Consider the following 26062-nt stretch of genomic DNA (forward strand, 5'->3'; position numbering starts at 1 on the left):
CTTACGGGTGCTCGACCAGTGGGAGCAGTTCGCCGGCGGGTTGGGGCCGGGTGTGCTCCCGCTGTTCGAGGCCGAAGGTGGTGAAGGCCGTGCGGGTGGGCTGGGGGTAGGGCTCTTTGCCCGTCAGGGTGTTCAGGATGGCGGCGCTGCGCCAGGCGGCGAGGCCGAGGTCGGGGGCTCCGACGCCGTGGGTGTGGCGTTCGCCGTTCTGGACGAAGACGCTGCCGTTGACGGCGGGGTCGGTGATCATCCGGTAGCGGTCGTCGATGCGGGGGCGGCCGGAGGAGTCCTTGCGCAGGTAGGGGTCGAGTCCGGCGAGGAGGGGGGCGAGGGGGCGTTCGCGGTAGCCGGTGGCGAGGACGACGGCGTCGGTGGTGAGGCGGGAGCGGGCGCCCTGGTCCACGTGTTCGAGGTGGAGTTCGACCTTGGTGGTGGCGACGCGGCCGGCGGTGCGGACGCTGACTCCGGGGGTGAGGACGGCGTCGGGCCAGCCTCCGTCGAGGGTGCGTCGGTAGAGCTCCTCGTGGATGGCGGCGATGGTGGCGGCGTCGATGCCCTTGTGGAGTTGCCATTGGGCGGGGACGAGGCGGTCGCGGACCGGTTCGGGGAGGGAGTGGAAGTAGCGGGTGTAGTCGGGGGTGAAGTGTTCCAGGCCGAGCTTGGAGTACTCCATGGGGGCGAAGGAGGGGGTGCGGGCGAGCCAGGTGAGGCGTTCGCGGCCGGCGGGGCGGGAGCGGAGCAGGTCGAGGAAGACCTCGGCTCCGGACTGGCCCGATCCGATGACGGTGACGTGGTCGGCGCCGAGGATGCGTCGGCGGTTGTCGAGGTACTCGGAGGAGTGGATCACCGGGACGGTCGGTGCTTCGGCGAGGGGGCGCAGGGGTTCGGGGACGTAGGGGGCGGTCCCGATGCCGAGGGCGAGGTTGCGGGTGTAGGTGCGGCCGAGGGCTTCGGCTTCTCCGTCGGCGTCGACCTGGGTGAAGTCGACTTCGAAGAGGTCGCGTTCGGGGTTCCAGCGGACGGCGTCGACCTGGTGGCCGAAGTGGAGTCCGGGCAGGCGGCCAGCGACCCAGCGGCAGTAGGCGTCGTATTCGGCGCGCTGGATGTGGAAGCTCTCTGCGAAGTAGAAGGGGAAGAGGCGTTCCTTGTGCTTGAGGTAGTTGAGGAACGACCAGGGGCTGGAGGGGTCGGCGAGGGTGACGAGGTCGGCGAGGAAGGGGACTTGGAGGGTGGATCCGTCGATGAGGAGTCCGGGGTGCCAGCGGAAGTCGCGGCGCTGGTCGTAGAAGGCGGTGGCGAGTTCTGCGGCGCCTTGTTGGGGCAGGCCGTGGGCGAGGGCCGCGAGGGAGAGGTTGAAGGGGCCGATGCCGATTCCGACGAGGTCGTGGGGTGCATCGAGCTGGGCGGTCATCGGTGGGTGCTGCCTTCCAGGAGGTTCACGAGGGCGTCCAGGTCCCCCGCCGTGGTGTGGGGGTTGAGCAGGGTGGCCTTGAGCCAGAGGCGGCCGTCGGCGGTGGCCCGGCCCAGTACGGCGGTGCCGCTCTGGAGGAGGGTGCGGCGCAGGGTGGCCAGTGCGGTGTCGTCGGCGTGGGTGGGCCGGAACAGGACGGTGCTGATGGTGGGCGCCGCGTGGAGTTCGAAGGCGGGGTGTGCTTCGAGGAGCTGGGCGAGCTGGTCGGCGCGGGCGCAGGTGCGGTCGATGAGGTGGGTGAGGCCGTCTCGGCCGAGGGAGCGCAGGGTGGCGGCGATCTTGAGGGCGTCTGCGCGGCGGGTGGTGCGCAGGGAGCGGCCGAGGAGGTCGGGTAGGCCGGCTCGGGTGTCGTCGGGGGCGTTGAGGTAGTCGGCCTGGTGGGCGAGGGGGGCCAGCAGGGTGGTGTCGGGGACGGTGAGGAGTCCGGCGGCGATGGGTTGCCAGCCGAGTTTGTGCAGGTCGATGGTGATCGACCGGGCGCGGTGCAGGCCGGCGAGTTTGGGGCGGTGGCGGGGGCTGAGGTGGAGGAGGCCGCCGTAGGCGGCGTCGATGTGGAGGTCGGCGCCGTGGTGGTCGCAGAGGTCGGCGAGGGCGTCGAGGGGGTCGATGAGTCCGGCGTCGGTGGTGCCGGCGGTGGCGGTGACGAGGACGGGGCCGGTGGTGGTGGCGAGGGCCTCGGCGAGGGTGGCGGGGGTGAGGGTTCCGGTGGGGGTGGGGAGGCTTCGGGCGGGGGGCAGGCCGAGGATCCAGGCGGCGCGCGGGATGGAGTGGTGGGCGTTGGCGCCGTGCAGGACGGTGAGGTGGGGGCCGTGGCGTTCGCGGGCGAGGAGGAGGGCCAGGTGGTTGGCTTCGGTGCCGCCGGTGGTGAGGACGGCGTCGGGGTGGGGGGTGTCGTGGAACTCCGCGGCGAGCGTGCGGGTGAGGAGGGTTTCGAGGGTGGAGGCGGCGGGGGCCTGGTCCCAGGAGTCGAGGGAGGCGTTGAGGGCGCTGGCGGCGAGGTCGGCTGCGGTCGCGACGGCGAGGGGCGGGCAGTGGAGGTGGGCTGCGCACAGGGGGTCGGCGGGGTCGGCCGCGCCGGCGGTGAGGGTGTGGACGAGGGTCCGTAGTGCTTCGTGGTCGCCGTGCCCGTGGTCGGGGAACACCTCGCCGAGTGCTGCGGTGACGCGGGCGGTGACGGCCTCGGGTCCGCCGGCCGGGAGCGGTCCGCCGCGGGCCCGGGCTCCGGTGCGCAGGGCGTCGAGGACGGTGGCGAGGAGTGGTTGCAGGGCGTCGGGGCCGTGGGGTCCGCCGGCGAGCGGGGCGTTGCCGCGTCTGCCTGTGCCGGGGGGCGGTGTCATGCGGTTGTCCTCACGGGAACGGTTCGGCGGCGGGTGGCGCCGCTCTGCTGGGTCGGGGACCCGGGGGTACAACGATCCGACCCGAATGGGGTAACCGCCCGGGTTTATGTGTGGGTGATTTCAAGCCGTCGGGGTGGCCGGGAGGGCATCTTCACACCGCTGTTGGCGGGGGTGCCCGTCTCTGCGGGGTTCCGGGCCGCCCACCCGGCTGCCGGTGTTCGGTGCGCCGGCGTGTGGGGGTCGAGAGGGGCTTCAGCGCGGCGCCGCTGGTCGGCGCGCTGGGCAACGTCGACGCCACGGCGTTCTGGGCGTTGGCGCGGGCGCTGATGGCGCTGGTGGTGGGGGGCGGCGGGCCGGCGGGCAGGTGGGTGAGGGCCGGCGGGCCTGTGGGGTACGGGGTGGCGGTGCCGTCCCGGTGGCCGGACCCCAGCGCCTGTCGGGCTGGGGTCCGGAGTTCAGGGCCGGAGTTCAGGGCCGGGGTTCACGGCCGGGGTTTCGGCGGGGGCTGTGGGTCAGCGGCGGGCGCGCAGGGCGCGGGCCAGGTCGTCGAGGTGGTCGACGAGCTTGCGGTGGAGGAGCGGGGTGATGTCGGGGGCGGTCAGGGCGGCGTGGCCGGCTTCGAGGTTGGCTTCGGTGATCTCGTGTCCGGGGAGGGCCCAGCGGCCTGCGGCTTCGGCGATGGCGGGGCCGCGGCGGGCGGCGAGGGTGACGGCCTCGGGGTAGGCCCGCGGTACGTAGTCCCGTACGAGATCGGCCTGTTCGGGCTGCCAGAAGCCTTGGGCGGTGGCGGTGAAGAGGTAGTTGGACAGGGAGTCGTCGTGGAAGAGGCGCTCCCAGGCGGCGGCCTTGGCCTCGGCCGTCGGGAGGGCGGCCCGGCAGCGGGCGGCGCCTTCGCGGCCGGTGGCGCTGGGGTCGGCGGTGAGGGCTGCGTCGATGTCGGCTTCGTCTGCGGCGCCGAGGACGGAGAGGCGGGCGAGGATGCGCCAGCGCAGTTCGGGGTCGAGTGCGGGGCCGCCGGGGACGGTGCCTTCGGTGAGCCAGCCGGCGATGGTGTCGGGCTGGATGGCGCTGTCGGCGAGGGTGCGGACGGCGACGAGCCGCAGGCCGGGGTCGGAGCCGTCCTCGGTGCGCCGCAGCAGGTCGCGGGCGATGGTGGTGAGGGTGGTGAGGGCGTCGCCCCGGCGGTCGGGGGTGAGGTAGCGGTCGGCGATCTGGGTGCGGATGAAGGTGAGGACGCCCTGGACGATCGCGAGGTCGGCCTCCCCGGGTACATGGGCCGCGGCGGTCGCCAGGTAGTCGGCGGCGGGCAGTTCGCCGTCGCGGACCATGTCGCGCAGGGAGTTCCAGACGACGGCGCGGGTGAGGGGGTCGGGGATGCGGGAGATGCCGCGCAGGGCGCTTTCGAGCGAGGTGTCGTCGAGGCGGACCTTGGCGTAGGTGAGGTCTCCGTCGTTGAGGACGAGGAGGTCGGGGCGCGGGCCGCTCACGGAGAGGACCTCGTCGGAGGGGACGTCGAGGGCGAGGACCTCGCGGGGTTCGATGGCGCCGTCCGGGGCGTGGTCGTAGAGGCCGGCGGCGATGTGGTGGGGGCGGGTTCCGGTGCGGTCGACGGTGAGGGTCCAGCCTCCGTGGCTCTCTTCGAGCCGGGGGGTGAGGGTGTCGACGCCGGTGGTGCGCAGCCAGGTCGCGGCCCAGGTGTGGACGTCGCGGTCGGTGTGGGCGGCGAGGGAGTCGACGAAGTCGGCGAGGGAGGCGTTGGCGAACTTGTGGCGGGCGAAGTGGGTGTTGATGCCGGCCAGGAAGTCCTTCTCGCCGAGCCAGGCGACGAGTTGGCGCAGGGCGGAGGCGCCCTTGGCGTAGGAGATGCCGTCGAAGTTGAGGAGGGCGGAGGCGGTGTCGGGGACGGAGGCGGCGTCCGGGGCGACGGGGTGGGTGGAGGGGCGCTGGTCGGCGTCGTAGCCCCAGGGTTTGCGTTCCATGCCGAATCCGGTCCAGGTCTCGGTGAAGCGGGTGGCTTCGATGAGGGTCTGGTAGCCCATGAACTCGGCGAAGGACTCGTTCAGCCAGATGTCGTCCCACCAGCTGAGGGTGACGAGGTCGCCGAACCACATGTGGGCCATCTCGTGGGCGATGGTCACGGCGCGGCGCTGGCGTTCGGCGTCGGTGACGGCGGAGCGGAAGACGTAGTCGTCGCGGAAGGTGACTAGACCCGGGTTCTCCATGGCGCCGGCGTTGAACTCGGGTACGAAGGCCTGGTCGTAGGAGTCGAAGGGGTAGGGCTCGGTGAACTTCTCGTGGAAGCGGTCGTAGCAGGCGGTGGTGACGTCGAGGATTTCCTGCGCGTCGGCGTCGAGGTGGCGGGCGAGGGAGCGGCGGCAGTGGATGCCGAAGGGGAGCCCGGCGTGTTCGGTGCGGACGCTGTGCCAGGGGCCGGCGGCGACGGCTGCGAGATAGGTGGAGATGACGGGCGTGGGGGCGGACGCCCAGATGCCGGCCTCGGAGGCGGAGCCGTCGCCGGATCCGCCGCCGCCGTCGCCGAGGCGTTCGCCGATGCGGGTGGTGATGCCGTTGGCGAGGACGGTCCAGTGCGCGGGGGCGGTGACGGTGAACTCGAACACGGCCTTGAGGTCGGGCTGGTCGAAGGCCGGGAAGACGCGCTGGACGTCGTCCAGGAACATCTGGGTGTAGACGTACGTCTCCCCGTCCGCGGGGTCGGTGAAGCGGTGCAGGCCCTCGCCGGTGCGGGAGTAGCGCATGCGGGCGGCGATGCGGAGTTCGTGGGGGCCTTCGGTGAGGCCGGTGAGGGGGAGGCGGCCGTCGGTGAGGGCGGCCGGGTCCAGGGGGTGTCCGTCGAGGGCGGCGGAGCGCAGTTCGTCCGGTTTCAGCTCGACGAAGGTGTCGCCGGCGGCGCGTGCGGTGAACCGGATGACGGTGCGGGACTCGAAGGTCGCGTCGCCGGTGGTGAGGTCGAGGGCCACCTCGTAGTGCTGGACGTCGAGGAGCCGGGCTCGGAGCTGCGCTTCGTTGCGCGTCAGTGCGGACATGGGGCCCATGCTGCCGGATGGCGGCGCCGGCACCGGGCCCCAGGTTCTATTCTTCGTCCTCGCCCTCACCGGCGGCGATCGTCTCGTGGTGGCGGATGACCTCGGCGATGATGAAGTTGAGGAGCTTCTCGGCGAAGGCGGGATCGAGTTTGGCGTTCTCCGCGAGCTGGCGCAGCCGGGCGATCTGGCTGGCCTCGCGGCCCGGGTCGGCCGGGGGCAGCTGGTGGCGGGCCTTGAGGTGGCCGACCTGCTGCGTGCACTTGAACCGCTCGGCGAGCATGTGGACCACGGCCGCGTCGATGTTGTCGATGCTGTCCCTGAGCCGGGCCAGCTCTGCGGTGACGTTCTCGTCGATGTCCCTGGTGTTCATGGTCCACGAGAATACGTGGCGCGCACGTTCGGTTCGTCGGCCGGTCGACCACTGAGACGGCGGGGGCGCGCTGTTGCGCGCCGAAGGCGGGGGCCCCGGTGCGGACCGCACGAGCCCGGGGGTCGCCCCGCGGTCCCCGGCCCCGGCCCCGCTCCCCCGCTGCGGCGGCGGGTGGCGATCAGGGCGGCTGCGGTGGCAGCGACACGACCGGGGGAAGGTCCTGACCGTCCGGTCGGGGTACGGGCTCGCGGCGGGTGGGTCTAGAGGGGGAGGAGGGCTGTGACGAGCCAGCCGCCTTCGGGGGCGGGGCCGGCGGTGAGGGAGCCGCCGAGGGCTTCGGCGCGTTCGGCCATGCCGACGAGGCCGTAGCCGCCGCCGCGGGCGTTCTCGGAGAGTTTCGCGGGGCGGCCGCCGTCGTCGGCGATCCGTACTTCCAGGCCCGCCGGGACGGTGCGCAGGCCGATCCGGACGGCGGTGGCGGTGGCGGCGTGCTTGCCGATGTTGGTGAGCGCTTCGAGGACGATGCGGTGGGCGGTGGCGGCGACGTCGGCGGGGAGTCTGGCTTCCAGGCCCTCCTCCACGTAGAGGACTACGGGCGGTCCGGTGGCGGCGAACCGTTCCGTCAGCCCGCGGATCTCCCGGAGGCCGGCGACGGGGGCCGTGCCGGCGGAGCCGGTCCTGCCGGCGGCCCTGGCCGTCTCCGGGTCGGTGTCGTCGGCGCCCTCGCGGAGGACCTTGACCAGGCGGCGCATGGAGCCGAGCGCCTCGTCCCCGGCGGTCTCGATGCGGCCGAAGATCTCGCCGGCGCGTTCGGCGGAGACTTTGGTGTACCGGGCGGCGCGCGCCTCGACGACGATCCCCGTCACGTGGTGTGCGACGAGGTCGTGGAGCTCGCGCGCCAGTTCCAGGCGCTCGGCGCTGCGTACGGCGCGCAGTTCTCGGACGCGCTGGACGGACTGCAGGCGCAGGAGCAGGGAGTAGGCGGTGACGACGACGGCGAGCACGGAGAAGAGCAGCGTGAAGCGGCCCGGGTCCGCGTCGCGGACGGGCACCAGCATGCAGCCGAGGCCGAGGAGGGGACCGAGGACGGCGGCGGTGCGTACGGGGGCGCGGAGCAGGACCTGGCTGAGGAGGACGAGCAGGGCGATGGCCTCGCCGCCGCCCCAGACGACGAGGGGGTGGTTGCCGAAGATCAGGGAGAGGGTGACGGTCCAGGTGACGGCGGAGGCGAACCAGGCGCGGGTGAGGAGCGGGATGCCCGGCCAGGGCGCGGCGCTGAGGCAGACGAGGATGCCGGACACCCAGACGGCGGCGTGCGGGGTGCTGGGCTGGCGGGCGAGGACGACGCCTTCGAAGGTGACGAGGGCGAGGAGGGTGACGGAGAGGGTGATGCGGAGCCAGTCCGCGGCGTAGGGGTGGCGGCGGGCCCATGGCCCCAGGGGGCTCACGGGTGTGCCTCGGGAGTACGGCGCCCCGTGCGGGTGGCTCCGCCGGTGGTGCGGGGCTCCGTCGAGGGGGCTCCGCTCTTGGGCCTGGCGGCTCCACCGGGGCTTCGGCGCAGCTTGCCGGGGTGGTTCGGCGGGGCGCTGCCCGGACCCGTGGCGGCTGGTGTCGTCGGGAACGGCGTGCGCCGGCTTCCCGGGGCGCCGCCCCAGACCCCGCGCCTCGAACGCCGGCGAGGCTGGATGTGCACGGCGGCGCCGGAAGGGGACCCGCAGCCGGGGTTGGTACGGCCCGGCAGCTGGATGTGCCCGGCGGCGCCGGAAAGGCAGCCGGCGTGAGGGGAGCCGGCCACCGTGACGTGGAGGTGCTCGGCGGCGCCGGTACGACAGCCGGTGCGGGTACGGCCCGGCAGCGGCAGCGGCACGGCGGCACCAGCGCGGGTCACGCCGGGGTGCCTGCCAGGCCGCTTTCCCAGGCCCAGGCGGCGATCTCCACGCGGTTGCGGGCGTCCAGTTTGGCCTGGACGTTGGCGAGGTGGGTCTTGACCGTGGAGAGGGAGACGAAGAGCTCTCCCGCGATCTCGGCGTTGGTCAGCCCGCGCGCGAGGCAGCGTACGACTTCGCGTTCCCGGTCCGTCAGGGGCTCTGCCGGGCGGCGGGAGGCCGCTGCGGCGGCCGGGGTGCGGTGGGCCATTTCGCGCAGCAACCGTACGGTGATGGCGGGTGAGACGAGGGAGTCTCCGACGGCTGCCGCCCGCACCGCTTCAACCAGCATGGCCGGGCTCGCGTCTTTGAGGAGGAAGCCGGAGGCTCCGCCCTGGAGCGCCGCGTGGACGTACTCGTCGAGGTCGAAGGTGGTGACGATGACGATGCGGGGGGTTTCACGGCCGGAGAGCCGGCGGGTGACTTCGAGCCCGTCGAGTCCGGGCATGCGGATGTCGAGGAGCAGGACGTCGGGCCGGTGTTCGGCGACGGCCGCGAGGGCCGCTTCGCCGTCGACGACGTCGGCGACCACCTCGATGTCCGGCTGGCTTTCGAGGATCATCCGGAAGCCGGTCCTGACCATCTCCTGGTCGTCCGCGATGATCACTCTGATCGTCATGTGCCGCCTGCCCCACTGTCGCCCGTTGCCTGTGCTGTCCCGGCTTGCCCGGCCTTCCCGGCTTTCCCACCCGGTGGGATCTCTCCATGGGACCTGCGGGCGCCTCGGCCCGCAACCGCACAGCAGACCGTCGGGAGCATGCCGCAAGGCCGGAACGGCGTCGTTCCGGCCTTGCGGTACTGCGGTCGACGTTACGGACATGTGGGGCGTACCGCCTCATTCTTCCGGCCCCTGTCGGATGGGCCGGGAGGAGGAGGGCAGCAGGGCCGGGGAGGGGTCAGAGCGTGGCGGCCGCGCTCTTGATCGCGGCCGCGAAGGTGGAGACCTCCGTGTAGACGCCGGGGTAGTCGGGGCGGGCGCAGCCCTCGCCCCAGCTGACTATGCCGACCTGGATCCAGGCGTTCGTGTTGTCCCGGCGGAACATGGGGCCGCCGGAGTCGCCCTGGCAGGTGTCGACGCCGCCGGCGGCGAATCCGGCGCAGATCTCCTCGGCGGGGACGAGCGAGCTGCCGTAGGAGTCCTGGCAGGAGGCGTCGGAGACGAAGGGGACGGTGGCCTTCTGCAGGTAGCGCTGCTGGCTGCCGCCTTCCCGGGTGGCGCCCCAGCCGGCGACGGTGAAGGTGCCGTTGTCGTAGGCCTTGGTCTCGGCGATCTTGAGGGTGGGCAGGTTGATGGGCTTGGCGAGCTTGATCAGGGCCCAGTCCTTGCCCGTGCCGTTGTAGCCGGGGGCCCGGAGCACCTTGGTGGACTTGACCTTGATGGCGCTGGAGCTGTTGAGGTCGACGACTCCGGCGGTGGCGGTGATGGAGGTGTTGTTGCCGGAGCTGCCCACGCAGTGGGCGGCGGTGAGCACGATCTGCTGGGTGTAGAGGGCGCCGCCGCAGCCCATGGAGAGCCGGACCATGAAGGGGAATTCGCCCTGGGCGGCGCGGGTTCCGCCGACGACGGGCGCCGTGCCGGCGGTTGCGGTGCCGGGCTGGAGGCTGACGGCCGCGAGGGCCACCGCTCCGACGGCGAGGGCGCGCTTGAGGGTGGTGACGAGGCTGGACACAGTCGACACACTGCCTTTCGTGGGGGGTTGGGCCGTGCGCGTCACGCCATGACGGGTGGGACGACCGCATGGGTGACGGGGACATGACACACTGTTCGGGCGAGGGCCATCAAGAACGCGTTTTCGGACAACTTCCGGCCGGAGGGGCCCCATGACGCACAACGGTCGGCGCAGCAGCCCGGTCGAGCACGGATTTCCTCATCTGGAGACGGTCCGCGCAGCCGTCACCGCGCTGTTCCGGCGGCTGTCAGCCGACGGGATCCGCGCCTACGACACCCCCTTCGCCCCCCTCGACGCGGCCTTCTCCGCCTCCGAGGACCTGCACCTCGGCGCCCACCGGGTGGCCTCCACGATGGTCCGTGCCCTGCGACTGCCCGACGCGCGCCTGATCGTGGGCTTCCGGGCGATGGAGGAGGCGGCGACCGTGGAACTGACCGCCGGGCCCGAGTACTTCGTCGAGGTCAACGACCGCTTCCGCGTCCACCGCCGCGATCTGGCGGCCGCCCTCGCCCACGAGGTCACGCACGTCCTGTTGCACCGCCTGGACCTGCGCTTCCCCGCGACGGGCGACAACGAGATCCTGACCGACACCGCCGCCGCCTTCCTGGGCGTCGGCTGGCTGCTGCTCGACGCCTACCGGGAGGACGAGCTGACCCACCAGAAGCTCGGCTACCTCACCCCGGAGGAGTTCGGCTACGTCCTCGCCCGACGCGGCCGGTTCCTGGGCGGCGAGGACCTCTCCGCGTGGTTCACCAGCCCGCAGGCCTACGAGGCGTACGTGCGCGGCCGCGCCCTGGCCGACCGGGACCTGCGCCGGGCCCCCCTCGCGGCCGCGGGCCGGACGGAGCGGCTCCGGTACGCGGCATCCCGCCGGACCGGGGCCGCCCCGCCCGGGGCCGGCTACGGCTTCGAGGAGCACGCGGGCGGGCTGCGGGTGAGCTTCCCGTGCCCGGTGTGCGGCCGGCGGCTGCGGCTGCCGGCGGGCCGCGGCCCGCTGCGGGCCCGCTGCGGGCTGTGCCACACGGTGCTGGACTGCGACACCTGATCGCTCAGTCGCCGCCGCCGCAGCCCCCGGAGTCCCCGCCGCAGCTCGCTCCCCCGCCGCAGTCGACGTCACCGCCCCCACTCCCGCCGCTCCTGCGGCCGGCAGTCCCGTAGCTTTGGCCGCCATAGGTCGAGCGGTGGGCCACGATGTAGATCACGCTCCAGCTGATGATGGTCCCGGACACGACGATCAGGGCAATGACGCCTTCACTCATACGGGCGCCCTGCCCGGCCTCCGAGCGCGGAACACCCCCCTCCGCCGACGACGCGCGACGCGTCACGTCTCAGGCGTGACGGAGGTTCATCGCGCGGCCATGAAAAGTTACTTACCAGCCAGTAGACATGAGGGCCGACGATCTCCAGCCTGGTCACGTACATGCCAACACGTGATCGAGGAGCGTCCCCCATGCGCAGCACCCGTACCACTGCCGCCGCAGTGGCCGTAGCCGCAGCCGTCCTGGCCCTGGTTCCGGCCACCGCCGCCCAGGCCGCCCCCGCCAAGCCGGTCACCGCCGTCACGGCCGTCACCGCGTCGGCCCCCGGCGGCAACGCGGCGATCCTGGGCATCGACTACGCCACCTGGCAGCGCGACGTCTCCGCCGTCCTCGACGCGGCCCGCCCCGGGATCGAGCAGCGCATCGCCGCCTCGCCGGCCGGTGAGAAGCCGGCGATCGTCCTCGACATCGACAACTCGTCGCTGGAGACGGACTTCCACTGGTTCTGGACCTTCCCGACCCCCGCGATCGCCCAGGTCCGCGACCTGACCCGGTACGCGAACGACCGCGGGGTCGCCATCTTCTTCGTCACCGCCCGCCCGGGGATCGTGTACTCCCTGACCGAGCGCAACCTCAAGGCGGTCGGCTACCCGGTCTCGGGCCTCTACGTCCGCGATCTGCCCGCGCTGTTCGGCGAGGTCAGCGCGTACAAGACCGCCAAGCGGGCGGAGATCGAGGCCCGCGGCTACACGATCATCGCCAACATCGGCAACAACCAGAGCGATCTGGTCGGAGGCCACGCCGAGCGCACCGTCAAGCTGCCGGACTACGGCGGCAAGCTCTCCTAGGCGAGCTGGGCGGCGATCGCGTTGACCGCCGCCCAGCTGAAGGCCATGGCGGGGCCGATCGTCGCGCCCGGCCCGGGGTAGGTCTCCCCCATCACCGCCGCCGAGCAGTTCCCGGAGGCGTAGAGCCCCGGGATCGGCGTGGAGTCCTCGCGGAGCACCCGGCCGTCGGCGTCCGTGACGAGGCCGCCCTTGGTGCCGATGTCCCCCGGGTGCACGGGGACCGCGTAGAAGGGGCCCTTCTCGATCGGTGCCAGGTTCGGGTTGGGGAGCGTCGGGTCGCCGTAGTAGCGGTCGTAGACGCTCTCTCCCCGTCCGTGGTCCTTGTCGGTGCCCACCTCGGCGAAGGAGTTGAAACGGCTGATCGCGGCGGGCAGGCCGGGGGCGGAGATCTGCCGGGCCAGTTCCTCCACAGTGCCGGCCTTCTTCAGGAAGCCGCTCTCCAGCCACTTCTTGGGGAAGGGCTGCCCGGGGAAGAGCCCGGCGAAGATGTACCGGGCCTTGGAGCGGGCGTCCAGGATCAGCCAGGACGGCACCGTTCTGGCCTCGGGCCGGTCGGCGGCGTACATCCGGTCCGCGAACGCGTGGTACGGCAGGGCCTCGTTGGCGTAGCGCTCCCCCGCCTCGTTGACGATGACCATGCCGGGGATGCCGCGGTCGGCGACGAGGAAGAAGGGCTTCTCCCCCGGCGGGCACACCGACGGCGCGCCCCAGACCTTGTCCAGCAGGTCGGTGGCGGCCCCCAGTTCCTCACCGAGCTTCAGGGCGTCGCCGGTCTGGCCCTCCGAGGCGTGCGTCCAGACCGTGGACGTGGGCGCGGGCAGGTGCTTTTCGCGCAGTGCCTGGTCGTGCGAGAACCCGCCCGATGCCAGGACCACCCCGCCGCGGGCCGCCACGGTCACCTCGCGCCCGGCGCGCAGGACCCGTACGCCCGTCACCCGGCCGGCCGGGTCCGTGACCAGGCCGGTCAGGGGGGCCGACAGCCACAGTTCGCCGCCGAGCGCGTCCAGGGAGAGCCGCATGCGGGCGACGAGCGCCTCGCCGAGGGAGAGCAGTTTGCGGCCGGTGGCCAGGGCCCTGACCGCGCGCAGGCCCACCTTGACGGAGGTCTTCCTGCCCGCCCAGGTCCGGCTGACCATGTTCAGGAAGCGGAAGTCGTACGAGGTCATGGTCAGCCCGTACGTGGGCAGTCCGGCCCGGCGCATGGTGGCGCCGAGCTCGCCGAGCCGCTTGAAGTCGACGATGCACGGCTCGATGGAACGGCCCTGCGCCATGCCGCCCTGGGCTTCGGGGAAGTAGTCCGGGTAGCCGGGGGTGTACATGAAGCGGATCTCGGTGCGGTCGTGGAACTCCCTGACCATGCGCGGCCCGTGAGTGAGGTACGCGTCCTTGCGCGCGGCCGGGACCCGGTCGCCGACGGTGGCGTCGAGATAGGCGCGGGCCTTCTCGCGGGTGTCGGCGAGGCCGGCGCGGTCGAGGTGGAAGTTGCCGGGGACCCAGATCGCGCCGCCGGACAGGGCGGTGGAACCCCCGTAGGTGTCGGTCTTCTCCACGACGAGGACGCTCAGGCCCCGCAGTCGTGCGGTGACGGCGGCGGCGAATCCGGCGGCGCCGGAGCCGACGACCACCACGTCGTAGGCGTGCTCGGCGGCGTGCCCGGCGGCGTGCCCGTGTGTCATCCGAAGGCTCCCGTGGCGTAGTCGCTGCGGTAGTAGAGGAGGGGTGATCCGCCGTCGCGGGCGCTCAGTTCGAGGACGCGGGCGGTGACGAGGTAGTGGTCGCCCGCCTCGTGGACCTCTTCGAGGGTGCAGTCGACGGTGGCGAGGGCGCCGGTGACGCGGACGGCTCCGTGCGCGGAGCGTTCCCAGTCGACGCCGGCGAACTTGTCCTCGCCGCGGCGGCCGAGTGCCTCGCACACGGCGCGCTGCTCCTCGGCGAGGATGCTGACGCCGAAGTGCCCGCCGGCCCGCACCTTGGGCCAGCTGGAGGAGCCCTTGCCCACGCAGAGCAGGACCAGCGGCGGGTCGAGGGAGAGGGAGGCGAAGGACTGGCAGGCGAGCCCTGCCGGGCGGCCGTCGTCCGCGACGGCCGCGACGACGGTGATGCCGGAGGCGAAGGCGCCGAGCACCTCGCGGAACAGGGCCGGGTCGACCGCGCCGGGTGCGGTGGCGGTCAGCCGTTCCACTGGTGGCCCCAGAAGCTGTCGGCGGTGATCTCCTTCGCGGTCCAGGTGGCGGGGTCGACGAGCAGGCCGTCCCAGCCGTACTCGACCTGGAAGCCGCCGGGGGCCTGGGCGTAGAAGGAGACCATGTGGTCGTTGGAGTGCCGGCCGAGGGTGGAGGCGATGGGGATGCCCGCCTTGTTCATGCGGTCGAGGCAGTAGCCGACGTCGTCGAGGGTTTCCAGCTCGACCATGAAGTGGACGATGCCGGGCGGCAGCGCGCCGGGGTAGAGCCCGAGGCTGTGGTGGCGGCGGTTGGGGCTGAGGAAGTGCATCCAGTGGAAGTCCTGGCCGGGCTTGCCGGTGGGGACGGCGACCGGGGGCAGCCGCATCGAGTCGCGGAGCTGGAAGCCGAGGAGGTTCTCGTAGAAGTCGAGGGTGGCCTCGGTGTCGGCGGCGGGCAGGACGACGTGGCCGAGGCCGAGGCCCCCCTCGCGGCCGCCGGTGACGAACCGGTTGCCGTAGCGGGCGGCGAGCGGGGTGTGGTCCTGGGCCTGGCCCCAGTAGATCTCCAGGGGGTTGCCGCTGGGGTCCTCGCAGTGGATGAGGCCCTGGACGCGGCGGTCGGCGAGGGTCTCGGCGTCGCCCTGCTTGACGGGGTGACCGGCGCTCTCCAGTTCGGCGGCGGCGTCTTCCAGGGCGCGGGCGCCGGCGACCTCGAAGCCGGCGGCGAGCAGCCGGTCCTGGGCGCCGGCGACGAACTGGAAGCGGTGCGTGCGGTCGTCCATGCGGACGTTGAGGCGGGTGTCCGTGGTGCCTTCGGCCTCGGCCATGCCGAGGATGTCGAGGACGTAGGTGCGCCAGGCGGCGAGGTCGGCGGTCTCGATGCGGAGGTAGCCGAGTGCGCGGATGTCCATGGGGAACTCCTCGGTGGGATCAGTGGAGGAAGAAGTCGGTGGCGAGGCGGTTGAACTCGTCGGCGGCCTCGGCCTGCGCCCAGTGCCCGCAGTGCGGGAAGACGTGCAGGCGGGCGTCGGGGATGGTCTTCAGCGCGAGGAAGGCCCCGTCGACCGGGTTGACGCGGTCCTCGCGGCCCCAGGTCAGCAGGACGGGGCGGCTGATGCGGTGCGCTTCGCGCCAGAGCATCGCGGCCTCGGGCCACTTGGCGAAGGAGGCGCCCATGCGGGCGTTGCCGAGCCTGGCTTCGGGGTCGGTGGCCTGGGCGTAGCGCTCTTCGACGAGGGCGTCGGTGACGATCGCCGGGTCGTGGGCGAGGGTGGTGAGGAAGGTCCGCATCTGCTCGCGGGTGGGGTCGGGCGCGAGGCTGAACTCGAAGAGCCGCTTGATGCCTTCGGTGGGGTCGGCGGAGAAGAGGTTGAGCGAGATCCCGCCGGGGCCCATGAGCAGGAGCTTGTCCACGCGTTCGGGGTGGTCCAGGACGAGCCGGGTGGCGGTGCCTCCGCCGAGGGAGTTGCCGATGAAGTGGGCGCGTTCGATGCCGAGCTCGTCCATGAGGGCGAGGACGGCGTTCGCGCTGAAGCCGAAGTAGTCGCGGTCGGGTTCCGGCTTGTCGGAGCGGCCGTAGCAGGGCTGGTCGACGAGCAGGGTGCGGAAGCGCTCGGCGAAGTGGGGCAGGTTGCCGCCGAAGTTGGACCAGCCGCAGGCGCCGGGCCCGCCGCCGTGCAGCATGATCACGACGGGCGCGTCCGCAGGGCCGGCCAGGTGGTAGTGCAGGGTCAGGGCGCCCGCCTTGGCGGTGCGCGAGGTGTTCTCGTACGTGAATCCCTGCGCGCTCACAGCATCGTGTCCTGGATGTCGAGGCCGAGGGCGCCCTGTCCGAACAGCACGAGGGCGCGTTCCGGGTCGTTGGCGGCGTGGCCGCGGCCGGTGTGGATGTCGCGCCAGGCGCGCTGGACGGCGTGGGGGCCGGTGCGCATGGCGCTGCCGCCCGCGTTCTCCATGAGGAGGTCGACGGCGGCGACGCAGCGCTCGGTGGCGAGGACCTGGTCGCGGCGGGCCCGGGTGCGCAGGGGCGTGGGGAGTTCCTCGCCGCGTTCGGCGAGGGCGTAGAGCTCGGAGATGTTGCGGCGGAGCTGGAGCCAGGAGGCGTCGATGTCGCTGGCGGCGCGGGCGATGCGGACCTGCGCGAAGGGGTCCTCGGCGACCTGCTGGCCGTAGGAGACGCGGAAGCGCTCGCGGGTCGCGGCGACGTAGTCCTCGTAGGCGCCTTCGGCGATGCCGACGATGGGGGTGGAGATGGTGGTGGTGAAGACGGAGGCGTAGGGGAGCCGGTAGAGCGGCTCGGGGTTGAGGCGGTGGCCGGGTACCCGGAGGGCGGTGACGGGGCCGAAGCTGAGGGCGCGGTGTTCGGGGACGAACACGTCGTCGACGACGATGTCGTTGGAGCCGGAGCCGCGCAGGCCGACGGTGTCCCAGACCTCGTCGATGCGGTACTGGGAGCGCGGGATCAGGAAGGTCCTCATGTCGACGGGGCGGCCTTCGGCGTCGGTGACGAGTCCGCCGAGCAGGGCCCAGTCCGCGTGGTCGCAGCCGGAGGAGAAGTGCCAGCGGCCGCTGAGGGTGAATCCCCCGTCGACGGGGGTGACCTTGCCGGTGGGGGCGTAGGAGGAGCAGATCCGCGTGTCGCGGTCCTGGCCCCAGACCTCTTCCTGGGCGCGCGGGTCGTAGAGGGCGACGTGCCAGGGGTGGACGCCGACGACGGAGGCGACCCAGCCGGTGGAGCCGCAGGCCTTGGCTATGTCCTTGACTGCGGCGTAGAAGAGGGCGGGGTCGGCGGCGTACCCGCCGTGGGCCTTGGGCTGGAGCAGCCGGAAGAAGCCGGTGGCGGCGAGCTCCTTGATGCTCGCCTCGGGTACTTTGCGCAGGGTTTCGGCCTCTGCGCCGCGCTCGCGGAGGGTGGGGGCGAGGGCGCGGACCGCTGCGAGGACCTCTTCGTCGCTCATGGTGTCCCCTTCTCAGATCAAGGATCTTCAGGTGTTCGGGATCGATGGCGAGGAACGTACGCCGGGTGGTCCGGGACGCGGAACGAGCTGTTCCCGCTGAGCGGGAAGCTCGTCCGAACTCCTCCGAGCTCGTCCCCTCCGAGCTCCTCGGAACCCCTCGGAACTCCCGAAACGACTACTTGAAGTATTACTGAATGAAATAGCTCCCTCAGGGTGCTTCCCTCCGGCCGGGGGCCCGTGGCAGGGTCGCCCCAACGCCTCACGCAGGGGGTTTTCTCGTGCTCGACCCGTTCATGGAGCAGGTCGCGGAGACCGGGCTCGCACCGCTTTCGCTGCTGGAGAAGGCCGCGAAGGTGCTGGGCGCCTTCGAGGGCCCACAGCCGCGGCTGTCGCTCACCGAGGTCGTGCGCCGCTCCGGAATCCCACGTTCCTCCGCCCACCGGATCCTCGACCAGCTGGTGCAGTTGCGCTGGCTGGACCGCGAGGGCCGGGACTACCGCATGGGCATGCGCATGCTGGAGCTGGGCGCGCTCGCCTCCCATCACAACCGGCTGCGCCGGGCCGCGCTGCCGCTGCTGCACGCGCTGCACGAGCAGACGGGCCGGGTCGTGCACCTGTCGGTGCTCGACGGGGCCGAGGTGGTGTGCCTGGAGCGGATCGGCGGTTCGCAGGCCACCACGGTGCCCTCGCGGGTCGGCGGCCGGATGCCGGCGTACTGCACGGCCGCCGGCAAGGCGATCCTCGCGTTCAGCGATCCCGCAGCCGTGGAACACGTCCTCGGCCAGGGGCTGCGCCCGCGCACCGCGCGCACCCTGACCCGGCCGCTCGCGCTGCGTTCGGAGCTGGCGGCGGTGCGCGAGCGCGGGGTGGCGTACGACCGGGAGGAGAGCTTCCGGGGCATCTCCTGCGTGGCCGCGCCGCTGCGGGGTGCCGGGCGGGCCGTGGCCGCCGTGTCGGTGTCCTCCTGCCGGGGCGACCGGGAGCCGGCCCGCCTCGCGCCGGCGGTACTGGCCTGCGCGCGGTCGGTGTGGCGGGAGCTGTACGGGCCGGGCCGGCCGGGGCGGGCCGCGGCCGCGCCCGCGCGGGACCTGGAGCCGGCGGTCTCGGCGCAGGCGATGGACAACATGATGGGGTGGCTGCGGTTCAGCGAGTGGATGTAGTGGGTAGTGGTACCCCCATGCACGAGTGAACGAGTCCGGGCCCGACCCCTCGCCAGGGGGCCGGGCCCGCGGCCGTTCACCGGGCCCGGCCGGGTCGGCGGGGCCGTTCAGCCGTCGTAGCTGATGCGGACGCGGTCGCCGAGCGGCAGGGCCTGGCAGGCCAGGACGTAGCCCTCGGCCAGGTCCTCGGGGGCCAGGACGTCGTTGCGGACCATCTTGACCTCGCCCTCCAGCACCCGGCAGCAGCAGGCGCTGCACGCTCCTTCGCGGCAGGAGTAGGGAGCGGGGACGCCTGCGGCGAGCAGGACGTCGAGCAGCGGGGTCCCCACGGGCCAGTCCACGGTGTGCACGGCCCCCTCGAACTCCACCTCCGCGGTGGCGCCGCCGGCCGCGGCGGAGGCGGGGGCGGGGGCCGGCCCGGGGGCCGCGGTGAAGACGTCGCCGCTCAGGGAGAAGTAGCGCTCCCGGTGGATCGCCCGGCTCCGGCCGCCCGAGGCCCGCACCGCCGCCTCCGCCGCGTCCATCAGCGGAGCGGGCCCGCACAGGTAGGCCTCGCGGCGCGCGTACGGGGCCACGAGCGCGCCCAGGTGCGGGACGGTCGGCAGTCCCTGGAGGATCTCCAGCCAGTGCAGGACGGTGAGCCGCCCGGGGTGTTCCTCCGCCAGCCCCCACAGCTCGTCGCGGAAGATCACCGAGCCGGGGTCGCGGTTGGCGTACACCAGGGCCACGTGGCCGCCGCCCGCGATGAGCGCCGACTTCGCGAGGGAGAGCACCGGGGTGATCCCGCTGCCGCCGGCCACCAGCAGCAGGTCCCGGTCAAGGTCGGCCGGGGTGAAGGTGCCGGCGGGGGGCAGGATCTCCAGCTCGTCGCCGATGCCCACGTCCTGGCACAGCCAGCCGGAGCCGACGCCGCCGGGGACCCGTTTGACGGTGATGCGCAGCGGGTCCCCGGCGTGCGGGGAGCCTGCCAGGGAGTAGCAGCGGGCCGCGCCGCCCGCCCCGGTCGACGGGGGAAGCCGGACGGTGAGGAACTGGCCGGGGCGGTAGGGGAGTTCGGCGTCGAGTACGAGGGAGACCGCCTCGGGGGTCTCCTGGATCCGGTCGGTGACGCGGACCAGCAGCCTGCCGCCGGCTCCGCCCCGGGCGGAGCCCGGAGCCGGGCTGCTCACCTCCGCGGCGCGGGACTTCGTACGACCGTCGGTGTCAGACATCGGCCGGCACCTCCAGTCGGCCCGCCAGGACGGCGGCCTCGATGCCCGCGCGCAGGGAGTCGCAGGAGCGGACCCGGCCGCTGGGGCGGTCCGCCCCGGCCTCGGCCGCGATGCGCGGGCAGACCGCGACCGCCTCGTCGGTCCACTGGACCTGGGTGTGGGCGGGGCTGAACTTCTCGCACAGCACCTGCGTGCCGCACTCCCCGCACACGACGGGGGTCATCACGGGGTCCCGGCCGCGCGGCGGGCGAGGTTCTCGGCGACCTCGGCCTTCCAGGCGGCGGTGGCGCGGGCGGTGTCGATCTCGAACTCGAAGCGGCGGACCATCTCGTCCTTGACGTCGGCGGCGTCCACGTAGAACTGCTCGTACCAGCGGCGGAGCTGGTAGACGGGGCCGTCCTCCTCGGTGAGGAGGGGGTTGTCGATGCGGGTCTTGTTCTTCCAGATCTCGACGTCCTGCTCGAATCCGACGGCGAGGCCCTCGGAGGTGAGGCGGGCGGCCTCGGCGGCCTGTTCGTCGCTCATGCCGGGGAGCTTCTTGACGATGGTCCCGTACATGAGCATGAAGCTGTTCTCGTCGACGGGGTAATGGCAGTTGATGAGGACCGATTCGAGTTCGACGCCGCCGCCGACATCGCTCCACAGCTTGTCGATCATGTAGGAGGGGCCGTAGTACGAGGCGTCCGAGCGCAGGCCGCCGCCGGTGGAGAGGGTGCCGAGGTCCACGTCGCCGCGCGGGGTGGACTCCATGTACTGGGTGGCGACGTGGCCGTCGAAGACGTTCTTGAAGTAGTGCGGGAAGGCGTAGTGCACGTAGTAGAAGTGCGCCATGTCGACGACGTTGTCGACGATCTCGCGGCAGTTGGAGTTCTCCACGCGCAGGAAGTTCCAGCTCCAGTCGCTCCACTCGGGGTCGCCGACGCCCTCGATGACGGGGATCGTGACCTCGGGCGGCGGCGGGTTGCCCTCCGGGTCGTGCCAGACGTAGAGCTGGCCGTTGCGCTCCAGGGTGGTCCAGGCGCGGGTCCTGGCACGGGGCGGGACGCGGCGGGCGTAGGGGATGGCGGCGCAGCGGCCGTCTGCGGACCAGCGCCAGTCGTGGAAGGGGCAGGCGAGGGCGTCACCCTTGACGGTGCCGTGGGCGAGGTTGCCTCCCATGTGGGGGCAGTAGGCGTTCAGGACGCTCAGCTCGCGGGTGTCGGCCCCTTGGAACACGACGAGTCTGGTGCCGAAGGCCCGGACCTCGTGCGGGGTTCCGTCCCGGAACGTGGCGGCGAGGCCAAGGCAGTGCCAGCCGCGGGCGAACCTCGCGGGCACGGGGGCGGCTTCGATGACGCGGGTCTCTTCGTCGGCTGCGGTCGTTTCGGCCATGGGATGGCCCTCCACTTCGTTGTGGTGTGGGTGCGGTCCGGTTCGTGGTCAGGCTGGCGCGCCGTCTCCTGGGGCTCCGCCCCAGACCCGCGCCTCAGGCGCCGGCCGGGCCGGAGGTGGCGGCGAGCTCGATCGCGATGTCGATGAGCTGGTCCTCCTGGCCGCCGACGAGGCGGCGTTCGCCCGCGCGCAGGAGGATCTGCGCGCCGGAGACCCCGTAGCGCTCGGCCTGCCGGTAGGCGTGCTTGAGGAAGCTGGAGTAGACGCCTGCGTGACCCATGAGCAGGGCCATGCGGTCGAGCGTGCACTCGTCTTCCATGACGGGGCGGACCACGTCCTCGGCCGCGTCGATGATCTTCAGGACGTCGATGCCGGTACGGATTCCCATCTTGTGGCAGACGGCGGCGAAGGCCTCGACGGGCGTGTTCCCGGCGCCCGCGCCGAGGCGCCGGGTGGAACCGTCGATCTGGAGCGCGCCGGCGCGGACGGCGGCGACCGAATTGCCCACCCCCAGGCCGAGGTTCTCGTGGCCGTGGAACCCGACCTGGGCGTCGGCGCCGAGCTCGGCGACCAGCGCCGCGACCCGGTCGGTGACCTCGTCCATGACCATGGCGCCCGCGGAGTCGACCACGTACACGCACTGGCAGCCGGCGTCGGCCATGATCCGGGCCTGGCGGGCCAGGTTCTCGGGGGTGGTGGAGTGGGCCATCATCAGGAAGCCGACGGTCTCCAGCCCCATGTCGCGGGCGAGCCCGAAGTGCTGGACGGAGATGTCCGCCTCGGTGCAGTGGGTGGCGATCCGGCAGATCTGTCCGCCGCTGCCGTGGGCGGCGCGGATGTCGTCCTTCACGCCGAGCCCCGGAAGCATCAGGAAGGCGATCTTCGCGTGGCGCGCCGTATCGGCGGCGATCTTGATGAGTTCCTGCTCGGGGGTCTTGGAGAAGCCGTAGTTGAAGGAGGACCCGCCGAGTCCGTCCCCGTGCGTGACCTCGATGACGGGGACCCCGGCGCCGTCGAGCGCGGAGACGATCGACCTCACGTCCTCGCCCGTGAACTGGTGGCGTTTGGCGTGCGAGCCGTCGCGCAGGGAGGAGTCGGTGATCCGGATGTCGAGGGTGTCGCAGTACGTGGTCACGGCGGTCATTTCTGCAGCCCCTTCGCGAACTCCTCGCCGACCTTGGTGGCGGCGGCGGTCATGATGTCGAGGTTTCCGGCGTAGGGCGGCAGGTAGTCGCCGGCGCCCTCCACCTCCAGGAAGATCGCGACCCGGGCCATGCCGCCGAGCAGCGGGGAGGGGTCGTCGAACTGCGGCTCGGTGCGCAGCCGGTAGCCGGGTACGTACGAGGCCACGTCCTCGGCGACCTGCTTGACGGAGGCCGCGACGGCCTCGCGGTCGGCGTCGGCCGGAATCGCGCAGAAGACGGTGTCGCGCATGATCACCGGCGGATCGGCGGGGTTGAGGATGATGATGGCTTTGCCGCGGGCGGCGCCGCCGATCTCCTCGATGCCCCGGGAGGTGGTACGGGTGAACTCGTCGATGTTGGCGCGGGTGCCGGGGCCGGCCGAGACGGAGGCCACCGAGGCGACGATCTCCGCGTACGCGACGGGGACCACGCGGGAGACGGCGTACACCATGGGGATGGTGGCCTGGCCGCCGCAGGTGATCATGTTGACGTTGGCCCGGTCGAGGTGGGCGGTCAGGTTCGCGGGCGGGACGACGGCCGGGCCTACGGCGGCGGGGGTCAGGTCGATCGCCTTGATGCCGAGTTCGGCGTAGCGGGGGGCGTTGGCGCGGTGCACGGAGGCGGAGGTGGCCTCGAAGACCAGGTCCGGCAGCTCGTCCTGGGCCAGCAGCCGGTCCACGCCCTCGTGGGAGGCGTCGAGTCCGGCGCGCCGGGCACGGGCCAGGCCTTCGCTGCCGGGGTCCACGCCGATCATCCAGCGGGGTTCTATGTGCGGGGAGCGCAGGAGCTTGTAGAGCAGGTCGGTTCCGATGTTCCCGGAGCCGACGATGGCGGCGGTCGCTTTCGGCTTCGACTGCGACGGCGGCTGCGGCTGCGACTGCGACTGCGACTGCGTACTGATCGTGATCACCTCAGGAGAAGGAGAGGGACACCGGGCCGAGCCCGGTGAAGTCGGCGGTGTAGGTCCGCCCGGCGGCCACGTCCACGGCACGGGTGCAGGATCCCGGCAGGATCAGGTGGCCCGTGCGGAGCTGGACCCCGAAGCGCGCCACGGTGCGGGCCAGCCAGGCGACGGAGGCGGCCGGATCGCCGAGCACGGCGTCGCTGCGGCCGCTCGCCAGGGTGTCCGATCCGCTGGTCAGGGTGGCGTCGACGGCCTTCAGGTCCAGCTCGCGCGGGTCGCGGCCCTCGCCGACGACGTATCCGGCGGAGGAGGCGTTGTCGGCGATGGTGTCGGCGATGGTGATCCGCCAGTCGGCGATCCGGCTGTCGATGAGCTCCAGGGCCGGGACGACCCGCTCGGTGGCGGCCAGTACGTCGGCGACGGTGCAGCCCTCGCCGGGGAGGTCGTCGCCGAGCACGAAGCCGATCTCGACCTCGACGCGCGGCGCGCAGTACGCGGCGGCGGGGACGGGGGTGTCCTGGTACAGCTCCATGGAGTGCAGCAGGTGCCCGTAGTCGGGTTCGTCGACACCCATCATGGCCTGCATGACGGGGGACGACAGTCCGACCTTGTGCCCGGTGACGCGGTCGCCGGCGGCGAGGCGGTGGCGGATGTTGAGGAGCTGGATCTCGTAGGCGTCCTCGGTGTCGATGCCGGGGAAGCGGGCGCCGAGCGGTGCGACGGGCGTCCGCCCGTGCTCGGCGGATCGCAGCTGCTGCGCGACGTGAAGCCGGTGGCGGTCCGAGAGCATGTGCGGGTCCTTGCATGCGGGGGGGGCGGGTTCGGTGCGGCGAGGCTAGACGGCCCGCGTCCGGCGCCGGGAGGGCGTTTTCCCGGCCACCGGGAAAGGTCCGTCCGCAGGGAAATCCGGGTGCTCGGGGCAACCTTGCGAGCCGTTTCGGGGTCCTCACGGCGTCTCACACATGCGCCACCGCGCACGAAGCACCAGCAGAGAGATCCATGAACATCCGCCGCACCCTGGCGACCCTTGCCGCGACGACCGTCGCGGCCCCTGCCGTACCGATCGCGGCGCCGACCGCCGTGGCCCGGCCGGTCACGGCGACGCCCGTCGCCGCCGACCCCTTCGCCACGTGCACCTCGTGGACGCAGAGCGCGAGGACCACCTCCGAACTGGTCGGCTTCCCGACCCGGCTCGTCGCGGGGGCCTGGTCCACCTTCACGTTCCGCTCGGTCAACGTCTCCGCGAGCCCGCTCGACGGGGGGGGTCGGCGCGAGCGTGGACGTCTCGGCGTGGGAGGTAGGGAACGCCTCCGCGAGCATCAAGCTCACGACGCAGTGGTACGACCGGGCCGCAAAGAAGTCGCGGCCGGCCCGGAGGGGGACAGCCCGGAGGGGGACGGCCCGGAGGGGGACGGCCGGGAGCCGCGGCCGGCCCGGAGCCGCGGCCGGCTCTGAGCCACCGCCGACCCGGAGCCGCCGCCGGCGCGCACCGCGCACCGCGCCCCGCTACCGCGCCCCGTACACCGGCTGCGGCCGCTCCGACTCCGCGAGGAGTTCGGCCGCCGCCTCCCCCGCCTCCGACGGGGTCCACCGTGCTCCGCGGTCGGCCGTGGGGCCGGGCCGCCAGCCCTCCATGACGGTGATGCGGCCGCCCTCCGCCTCGAAGACGCGGCCCGTGACCCCGGCCGAGGCGTCGGAGCCGAGCCACACCACCAGCGGGGACACGTTCTCCGGGGCCATCGCGTCGAAGGCCCCGGCTTCCGGGGCGGCCATGGTGTCCGCGAAGGTCTGCTCCGTCATCCGGGTCCGCGCCGCGGGGGCGATCGCGTTGACCTGGACCCCGTAGCGGCCCATTTCCGCCGCCGACACCAGGGTCAGCCCGAGGATCCCGGCCTTGGCCGCGCTGTAGTTGCCCTGGCCCACGGACCCGAGCAGCCCCGCCCCCGAGGAGGTGTTGACGACCCGGGCGGCGACCTGCCGGCCCTCCTTGGCCTCCGCCCGCCAGTACGCCGCGGCGTGCTTGAGCGGCAGGAAGTGCCCCTTCAGGTGGACCCGCATCACGGCGTCCCAGTCGTCCTCGTCCAGGTTCACCAGCATCCGGTCGCGCAGGAAGCCCGCGTTGTTGACGAGGGTGTCCAGCCGCCCGAAAGTCGAGACGGCCGTCTCGACCAGTGACGCCGCACCTTGTGCCGTAGCGATGTCACCGCCGTGCGCCACCGCTTCCCCGCCCCTCGCCCGGATCTCGGCGACGACCTGCGCCGCCGGGCCCTCCGGCCCCGGCAGCCCGTCCAGGCCGACCCCGAGGTCGTTCACCACGACCCGCGCCCCCTCCTCGGCGAAGGCCAGCGCGTGGGCCCGGCCCAGCCCCCGCCCGGCGCCCGTCACGATGACCACGCGGCCTTCGGCAAGTCCCATGTCAGCTCTCCTTGTTCGCAGTTGCCGCATCCAAAAACGCCGGCCGCTCGCCGCCCCCGTGCACGAGCAGGCTCGCTCCGCTCACGTAGGCGGCCCGGTCGGAGGCCAGGAAGACGGCCGCCTCGCCCACGTCCGAGGGCTCCGCCAGCCGCCCCAGCGGTACGGTCGCGCCGACCGCCGCGATCCCGCTCTCGTCGCCGTAGTGCAGGTGCGACAGCTCGGTCCGCACCATGCCCAGGACCAGCGAGTTGACCCGTACCTCGGGGGCCCATTCCACGGCCATGGAACGGGCCAGGTTCTCCAGGCCCGCCTTCGCCGCCCCGTAGGCCGCCGTACCCGGCGAGGGCCGGGTCCCGCTGACGCTGCCGATCATGACGATCGAGCCCCGGCTCTCGCGGAGCCAGGGGTACGCGGCGACGGAGGCGGTCATCGGGGCGATCAGGTTGAGTTCGACGACGCGCGCGTGGCGCTGCGCCTCACCCTCCCCCAGCAGCCGGTACGGGGTTCCGCCGGCGTTGTTCACCAGGCAGTCCAGCCGCCCGTGGCGTGCGGCGACCGATGCGAAGACGTCCTGCACGGCGTCCGGATCGCGCAGGTCCAGGGCGGTGAAGAGCGCCGTACGGCCCGCCGCCCCGACCGGTTCCTCCGGTGGCCGGCGCGCGCAGACGACGACCTCGGCTCCCGCCGCGAGGAACGACCGCGCGATCCCGGCGCCGACGCCCCGGGTTCCGCCGGTGACGACGACAACCCTCCCGTTGAGCTCCATCGGCTG

Annotated in this window: 24 protein-coding genes; 4 read left to right on the top strand and 20 right to left on the bottom strand. The window is 72.8% G+C overall.

Annotated elements, in window-relative coordinates; all coding sequences use genetic code 11:
- Position 1 precedes the first annotated feature (1 nt).
- The 7 genes from ABZY57_RS11935 to ABZY57_RS11965 form a co-directional block, all read right to left on the bottom strand.
- Positions 2–1411 carry a SidA/IucD/PvdA family monooxygenase gene (locus ABZY57_RS11935; RefSeq protein WP_356510778.1) on the bottom strand — a complete coding sequence of 470 codons (1410 nt, stop codon included), beginning with the start codon at positions 1409–1411 and terminating at the stop codon, positions 2–4.
- On the bottom strand, positions 1408–2808 hold the full coding sequence (locus ABZY57_RS11940) for an aminotransferase class V-fold PLP-dependent enzyme (protein ID WP_356510780.1): 1401 nt from the start codon (positions 2806–2808) through the stop codon (positions 1408–1410). Before ABZY57_RS11940 ends, ABZY57_RS11935 begins: the two co-directional genes overlap by 4 nt.
- Before the next feature lie 512 nt (positions 2809–3320).
- Complete coding sequence (gene pepN / locus ABZY57_RS11945; RefSeq protein ID WP_356510782.1) at positions 3321–5861, bottom strand: aminopeptidase N; 2541 nt, start codon at positions 5859–5861, stop codon at positions 3321–3323.
- Between the two features lie 37 nt (positions 5862–5898).
- Positions 5899–6222 carry a chorismate mutase gene (locus ABZY57_RS11950; RefSeq protein ID WP_356510784.1) on the bottom strand — a complete coding sequence of 108 codons (324 nt, stop codon included), beginning with the start codon at positions 6220–6222 and terminating at the stop codon, positions 5899–5901.
- A gap of 260 nt (positions 6223–6482) precedes the next feature.
- The gene (locus tag ABZY57_RS11955) at positions 6483–7670 is read right to left on the bottom strand and encodes a histidine kinase (RefSeq protein ID WP_356510786.1); all 1188 of its coding nucleotides are present in this window, start codon (positions 7668–7670) and stop codon (positions 6483–6485) included.
- A gap of 436 nt (positions 7671–8106) precedes the next feature.
- Positions 8107–8766 carry a response regulator transcription factor gene (locus tag ABZY57_RS11960; RefSeq protein ID WP_356510788.1) on the bottom strand — a complete coding sequence of 220 codons (660 nt, stop codon included), beginning with the start codon at positions 8764–8766 and terminating at the stop codon, positions 8107–8109.
- 277 nt (positions 8767–9043) lie between these two features.
- A complete protein-coding gene (locus ABZY57_RS11965) occupies positions 9044–9817 on the bottom strand; it encodes a serine protease (protein WP_356510858.1) in 774 nt (257 codons plus the stop codon).
- A 151-nt stretch (positions 9818–9968) separates the two neighbouring features.
- On the opposite strand from ABZY57_RS11965, the gene ABZY57_RS11970 reads away from it, so the two are divergent.
- Both ABZY57_RS11970 and ABZY57_RS11975 read left to right on the top strand, forming a co-directional pair.
- On the top strand, positions 9969–10862 hold the full coding sequence (locus tag ABZY57_RS11970; protein WP_356510790.1) for a zinc ribbon domain-containing protein: 894 nt from the start codon (positions 9969–9971) through the stop codon (positions 10860–10862).
- Positions 10863–11267: 405 nt separating this feature from the next.
- Positions 11268–11924, top strand: coding sequence for an HAD family acid phosphatase (locus tag ABZY57_RS11975; protein WP_356510792.1), 657 nt, complete (start codon positions 11268–11270; stop codon positions 11922–11924).
- Here ABZY57_RS11975 and ABZY57_RS11980 read toward each other — a convergent pair.
- Genes ABZY57_RS11980 through hsaA form a run of 5 tightly spaced genes read right to left on the bottom strand, consistent with a single transcriptional unit; the run spans position 11921 to position 17045 of the window.
- Positions 11921–13600, bottom strand: coding sequence for an FAD-dependent oxidoreductase (locus ABZY57_RS11980; RefSeq protein WP_356510794.1), 1680 nt, complete (start codon positions 13598–13600; stop codon positions 11921–11923). The two genes, ABZY57_RS11975 and ABZY57_RS11980, sit on opposite strands and share 4 nt — an antisense overlap.
- Positions 13597–14106 (bottom strand): flavin reductase family protein, encoded by a 510-nt coding sequence (locus tag ABZY57_RS11985; RefSeq protein ID WP_356510796.1) that lies wholly within the window; start codon positions 14104–14106, stop codon positions 13597–13599. Before ABZY57_RS11985 ends, ABZY57_RS11980 begins: the two co-directional genes overlap by 4 nt.
- A complete protein-coding gene (locus ABZY57_RS11990; RefSeq protein ID WP_356510798.1) occupies positions 14094–14999 on the bottom strand; it encodes a VOC family protein in 906 nt (301 codons plus the stop codon). Before ABZY57_RS11990 ends, ABZY57_RS11985 begins: the two co-directional genes overlap by 13 nt.
- 19 nt (positions 15000–15018) lie before the next feature.
- Entirely contained in the window at positions 15019–15879 is an 861-nt protein-coding gene (gene hsaD, locus ABZY57_RS11995) for a 4,5:9,10-diseco-3-hydroxy-5,9,17-trioxoandrosta-1(10),2-diene-4-oate hydrolase (protein ID WP_356510800.1), read from the bottom strand.
- Positions 15876–17045: a 3-hydroxy-9,10-secoandrosta-1,3,5(10)-triene-9,17-dione monooxygenase oxygenase subunit gene (gene hsaA, locus ABZY57_RS12000; protein ID WP_356510802.1), complete on the bottom strand. Its 1170-nt coding sequence runs from the start codon at positions 17043–17045 to the stop codon at positions 15876–15878. Before hsaA ends, hsaD begins: the two co-directional genes overlap by 4 nt.
- Before the next feature lie 278 nt (positions 17046–17323).
- On the opposite strand from hsaA, the gene ABZY57_RS12005 reads away from it, so the two are divergent.
- Positions 17324–18205: an IclR family transcriptional regulator gene (locus tag ABZY57_RS12005; RefSeq protein WP_356510804.1), complete on the top strand. Its 882-nt coding sequence runs from the start codon at positions 17324–17326 to the stop codon at positions 18203–18205.
- 107 nt (positions 18206–18312) lie between these two features.
- Here ABZY57_RS12005 and ABZY57_RS12010 read toward each other — a convergent pair whose 3' ends face one another.
- The 6 genes from ABZY57_RS12010 to ABZY57_RS12035 all read right to left on the bottom strand — a co-directional run bounded on the left by ABZY57_RS12010 (position 18313) and on the right by ABZY57_RS12035 (position 23665).
- Positions 18313–19416 carry a ferredoxin--NADP reductase gene (locus ABZY57_RS12010; RefSeq protein WP_356510806.1) on the bottom strand — a complete coding sequence of 368 codons (1104 nt, stop codon included), beginning with the start codon at positions 19414–19416 and terminating at the stop codon, positions 18313–18315.
- Positions 19409–19639, bottom strand: a complete 231-nt coding sequence (locus ABZY57_RS12015) for a hypothetical protein (protein ID WP_356510808.1) — start codon at positions 19637–19639, stop codon at positions 19409–19411. Before ABZY57_RS12015 ends, ABZY57_RS12010 begins: the two co-directional genes overlap by 8 nt.
- Complete coding sequence (locus tag ABZY57_RS12020; protein WP_356510810.1) at positions 19639–20787, bottom strand: Rieske 2Fe-2S domain-containing protein; 1149 nt, start codon at positions 20785–20787, stop codon at positions 19639–19641. The genes ABZY57_RS12015 and ABZY57_RS12020 overlap by 1 nt, the downstream gene beginning before the upstream one ends.
- Positions 20788–20881: 94 nt before the next feature.
- Entirely contained in the window at positions 20882–21931 is a 1050-nt protein-coding gene (dmpG, locus tag ABZY57_RS12025) for a 4-hydroxy-2-oxovalerate aldolase (RefSeq protein ID WP_356510812.1), read from the bottom strand.
- The gene (locus tag ABZY57_RS12030; RefSeq protein ID WP_356510860.1) at positions 21928–22872 is read right to left on the bottom strand and encodes an acetaldehyde dehydrogenase (acetylating); all 945 of its coding nucleotides are present in this window, start codon (positions 22870–22872) and stop codon (positions 21928–21930) included. Before ABZY57_RS12030 ends, dmpG begins: the two co-directional genes overlap by 4 nt.
- 10 nt (positions 22873–22882) lie before the next feature.
- Positions 22883–23665, bottom strand: coding sequence for a 2-keto-4-pentenoate hydratase (locus ABZY57_RS12035; RefSeq protein ID WP_356510814.1), 783 nt, complete (start codon positions 23663–23665; stop codon positions 22883–22885).
- 209 nt (positions 23666–23874) lie between these two features.
- Between ABZY57_RS12035 and ABZY57_RS12040 the strand changes: the two genes are divergently transcribed.
- Positions 23875–24330: a hypothetical protein gene (locus ABZY57_RS12040; RefSeq protein WP_356510816.1), complete on the top strand. Its 456-nt coding sequence runs from the start codon at positions 23875–23877 to the stop codon at positions 24328–24330.
- 51 nt (positions 24331–24381) lie between these two features.
- Here ABZY57_RS12040 and ABZY57_RS12045 read toward each other — a convergent pair whose 3' ends face one another.
- Together ABZY57_RS12045 and ABZY57_RS12050 are read right to left on the bottom strand one after the other, a co-directional pair.
- On the bottom strand, positions 24382–25290 hold the full coding sequence (locus tag ABZY57_RS12045; protein ID WP_356510818.1) for an SDR family oxidoreductase: 909 nt from the start codon (positions 25288–25290) through the stop codon (positions 24382–24384).
- Position 25291: 1 nt separating this feature from the next.
- The gene (locus ABZY57_RS12050) at positions 25292–26056 is read right to left on the bottom strand and encodes an SDR family oxidoreductase (RefSeq protein WP_356510820.1); all 765 of its coding nucleotides are present in this window, start codon (positions 26054–26056) and stop codon (positions 25292–25294) included.
- Between the last annotated feature and the right edge of the window lie 6 nt (positions 26057–26062).

This window comes from Streptomyces sp. NPDC006450 (assembly GCF_040612195.1).
GTDB lineage: Bacteria > Actinomycetota > Actinomycetes > Streptomycetales > Streptomycetaceae > Streptomyces.